Source organism: Streptomyces thermospinosisporus (assembly GCF_039526425.1).
Taxonomy (GTDB): Bacteria; Actinomycetota; Actinomycetes; order Streptomycetales; family Streptomycetaceae; genus Streptomyces; species Streptomyces thermocarboxydovorans.
The window spans coordinates 1-3,631 of the sequence record NZ_BAAAIZ010000105.1; the positions used below are offsets into that span (position 1 = coordinate 1).

Here is a 3,631-nt window from a genome sequence, read left to right on the forward strand (position 1 = left end):
GGGCACTTTCTGCTTTCCTGACCGCCTGCCGGACAGCCCGCTTCATGAAAGCGCGAGGCTAGATCGTCGCTCGCCGACACTGCCCGCTCGGGCTCCCACGTTCGCCCGGAGTCACGGGAAACGCGCATCGTCATCAGCGGTCGGTCAGTGAACAGCCGCTGCGCTGCTCCCCTGCGCGTCACTCGTGCGCCTCCGCTTGGTGGCGGCGGAGCCTCACGTTGCCGTCTGAAACCCCGCTGTGGTCCCCTGCGGATCGCGCGTTCTCGCGACTGACCGATAGTGAGAGGCAGGTACGGCAACCAGGCTTAGGAGACGGCTCACTTGGACCCATCATCACGCTGATTGCCGATGCGGTCGACTCTGGATCGGAAGTTCTCTCTTCGCTCCCCATGACGCCATCTTCGGCTGGCCGGGGGCGTGCCTCTAGGCTGTTTCCTGTTCTCGCAAAAAGTTGTTTCGGATGTCTTCGAGCAAGCCCCGCATTCTGGCGCCTGACAGAGCTACGGCTGCGAACCCGTCGAACTTATCTACGTACAGTCCAAACGTCTCTTGGGTCCGTAACGACGACTTCAGCGTGCACGGTCTCTATCGTCACCATGTGGTCATCGCGAATGACGAACGCGTGATTGGCGATGTCGTGCTGCTGAATCGTCAGTGGCACCACCCGAATATCCACGTGAGGCAGGCGAGATATGGAGGCGATGCGGTCGAGTTGCGCCGCCATCATCTGCGGGGGGATAATTCTCCACCTCAGCACGGGTTCCGTGATGACGAACTGAAGTGATTTCGTGCTGTCATAGAGAACCGCTTGCCGTTCAAGTCTTCCGTTGATCGTGCGCGTGAGGGCGTCTTCACTCAGGTTGTGCCGTCTCAGAACGGCGCGGATGTACTCGGGGGTTTGAAGCAGGCCGGGGACTAGGGCCGGTTGAAAGAGCCGCAGCGTCGACAACTGGGCTTCCAGGGCCTTGGCGGCTTGCTGCCCTTTGTGGACGCCGATGCGCTTCAGTAGCCGCCACGCTGTCGCTTCCGTCGCCGATGCTCGGGCGGCCTCCGTGTACTCGGCCTTGACCTCATCTGAGACGCCGATGGCGGTCAGGATGCGTTCAACGTCCGTGACGCTCGGTGCGAGCTTGGCATTCTCGATCTTGGACAGCTTGGACGGAGACATGAGGGCGCTGCGGGCCACTGCCTTGGCTTCCTTTCCGGATGCCATTCGCAGCGCCCGCAGCGCGGCCCCAATCTGTGCTCTGTTCACGCCCCGTACTTGGCCCACCATTCGGTGAATGGTTCTGCGTGCGCAAGTGCCGTGTCACGGTACCTGGTGAACTCCGCCGCCCGGTCTGATTCCAGCACCTGTGAACCCAGGTACTTTCCTGCCCCGTCGTAGTTCATCACGGCCACGCACTCCGAGTCGAAGCACCAGAAGTCCGGAACGCCGGGCAGGGGATTTGGTTTGTCGGTGATGTCGAGGATGAAAAACTCTTCGCCCCCGGTCATGTTCTTCCGGTAGCCCCACCCGAGTTCGAAGCAAAGATAGTCCGTGAGTGGGCGCGACAGAATGTGCACTCTATAGACCCGCTTCCCGTTTTCGGTGTGCGAGCGCAGTTCCTCCACCCACCCGGCGTTGTAGTCATCCGGCTGCGGCTCTCCGGCCAGGTAGGCGTGATATGCGTCGACGTTCCCGGACTTGCTGTAGTCGTCCAGGGTCTCTAGGCGGAAAGCCTCACGCTCGAACGAGTCGAAGAGGTCGCCGAGGGTCTTAGATGAGGTTGTCACGGACGGCCTTCTGGAGCAGTTCCATCGGGATCTCGACCAGGGTTTCGTGAGCGGGAATCTGAAGCCCGTGGTCGGTCGGCGTCTCGCCCTGCACCAGGAAGGTGCCGCGATCCGTCGCGTAGATCGTCGGACAGTCCTTGATGTCGCACGTGCTGACCAGCTTGGTGACCTTCATGGTCTGGGTTCCCCTCCCATGCCGCTGCCAGTGCCTCGCTCTGGGTCGATGCTCCCGAGGGCCGGGCGTGCGGGTCAAGCGATCACGGTTGACGGAACAGGAAACCGCGTAACCTCCCGCGTGCCTGCTCGTCCACTGCCCTTCCGGCTGTGCCTCTGCTGCGGCCGGTCCCATCTGGGCAGACTCTTGATGATCATGGGGAAGTGCTGGGGAGGCCCCCTCTGGGAGGGGTATTCGTGCAGGTCACAGCCGTATGGCCTGTCAAGCACGCAGATTTATGAGGGCACCAACCAGGTCCAGCGGATCGTCATGGCCCGCAACCTGCCGTAACCCCCGCCGGCCGGCAGGACACGAAGAAGGGCGCTCGGTTCTCCGAGCGCCCTTCCTCGCTGTCCTCGCGGAGTCAGGCCGCCTGGGCGCGGTCCGCCTTGACCGCCGGGCGGCGGGAGGCGATGACCTTCCGCGCCAGGGAGCGCGGGCTGGTCAGGAAGCCCCAGCCCCACGACATGTGCATGGTCGCCAGCGCCACCGGGATCTGCAGCCGCGCCTTCAGCGGCAGGCCCTTGCCGGCCGGGATCGAGCCGAGCAGGATCGCCGCGAGGTAGCCGCCGGGCACCACGAAGCCCCACGGGGTGAGCAGCGCGCCCAGCACGGTCCCGGCCGCGATCGCGCACACGGCGGCCGGCGGGGCGAGGTAGCGCAGGTTGATGGAGCCGGAGTGGTAGCGGGCCACCACGTGCCGCCAGCGGCCGTAGTCCTTGTACTGCTTGGCCAGCGCCCGCACGTTCGGCCGGGGCCGGTAGGACACCTTCAGCTCCGGCGAGAACCAGATCAGGCCGCCCGCCTCGCGGATGCGGTAGTTCAGCTCCCAGTCCTGGGCGCGGATGAACTCCTCGTTGTAGCCGCCCTGCTGCTCCAGCGCCTCGCGCCGGAAGACACCGAGGTAGACCGTCTCGGCGGGGCCGGCCTCGCCGCCCGTGTGGAAGGCGGCGTTCCCGACGCCTATCCGCGATGTCATGGCGGCGGCGACCGCGTGCTCCCAGTCGTTCTCGCCCTCGGCGTGCATGATGCCGCCGACGTTCTGCGCGCCGGTCTCCTCCAGCAGCCGGACCGCGGTGGCGATGTAGTCCGGGGAGAGCATCCCGTGCCCGTCGACGCGGACCACGACCGGATGGCGCGAGGCCCTGATCGCCGCGTTGAGGGCGGCCGGGGTGCGGCCGGTCGGGTTGGGCACGGTGCGCACCCGCGGATCCTCGGCGGCGAGCTCGGCGGCGATCTCGTCCGTGCGGTCCGTGGACGGACCGAGGGCGATCACGACCTCCATCTCGCCGGCGTACTCCTGGGCGAGGATCGCGCGGACCGCGCCACGCAGGTGCCGCTCCTCGTTGAGGACGGGCATGATCACGGAAACGGCCGGGGGCCGCACGTCGGGATTGGCGTTCATAGGGGCATCACGTTACCGCGAACGGGGGACACCCCCGCGCGCGCCGGGGGCGATATGCCGGGCCGGAGATCGTATCGGCCTACCGTGCTCACGATCCCGCGTACGGCCGTCGTCCGGAGGTGTTCCCCCTTGCCCACGCCGCCGCGCTCCCCCCGGCCCCGCCCCGCCCCGCAGCGCCGCCCGCAGCCGCCGCGCCGTCTCCTGCCCGTCCCCCATGCCGGGTTCCTCCCCCCGGT

3 protein-coding genes and 1 pseudogene are annotated in these 3,631 nt (G+C 66.5%); all 4 read right to left on the minus strand.

The genetic code is table 11. The features are described from left to right. Window positions 1–423: 423 nt before the first annotated feature. The 4 genes and pseudogenes from ABD207_RS27715 to ABD207_RS27730 all read right to left on the minus strand — a co-directional run bounded on the left by ABD207_RS27715 (window position 424) and on the right by ABD207_RS27730 (window position 3,395). Window positions 424–1,213: pseudogene (locus tag ABD207_RS27715) on the minus strand (helix-turn-helix domain-containing protein). A 38-nt stretch (window positions 1,214–1,251) separates the two neighbouring features. Further along, on the minus strand, window positions 1,252–1,776 hold the full coding sequence (locus ABD207_RS27720) for a DUF6879 family protein (RefSeq protein ID WP_344015932.1): 525 nt from the start codon (window positions 1,774–1,776) through the stop codon (window positions 1,252–1,254). Then, entirely contained in the window at window positions 1,760–1,951 is a 192-nt protein-coding gene (locus tag ABD207_RS27725) for a hypothetical protein (RefSeq protein WP_344015933.1), read from the minus strand. The genes ABD207_RS27720 and ABD207_RS27725 overlap by 17 nt, the downstream gene beginning before the upstream one ends. Before the next feature lie 403 nt (window positions 1,952–2,354). Beyond that, window positions 2,355–3,395, minus strand: a complete 1,041-nt coding sequence (locus ABD207_RS27730; protein ID WP_344015934.1) for a glycosyltransferase family 2 protein — start codon at window positions 3,393–3,395, stop codon at window positions 2,355–2,357. Window positions 3,396–3,631 lie beyond the last annotated feature (236 nt).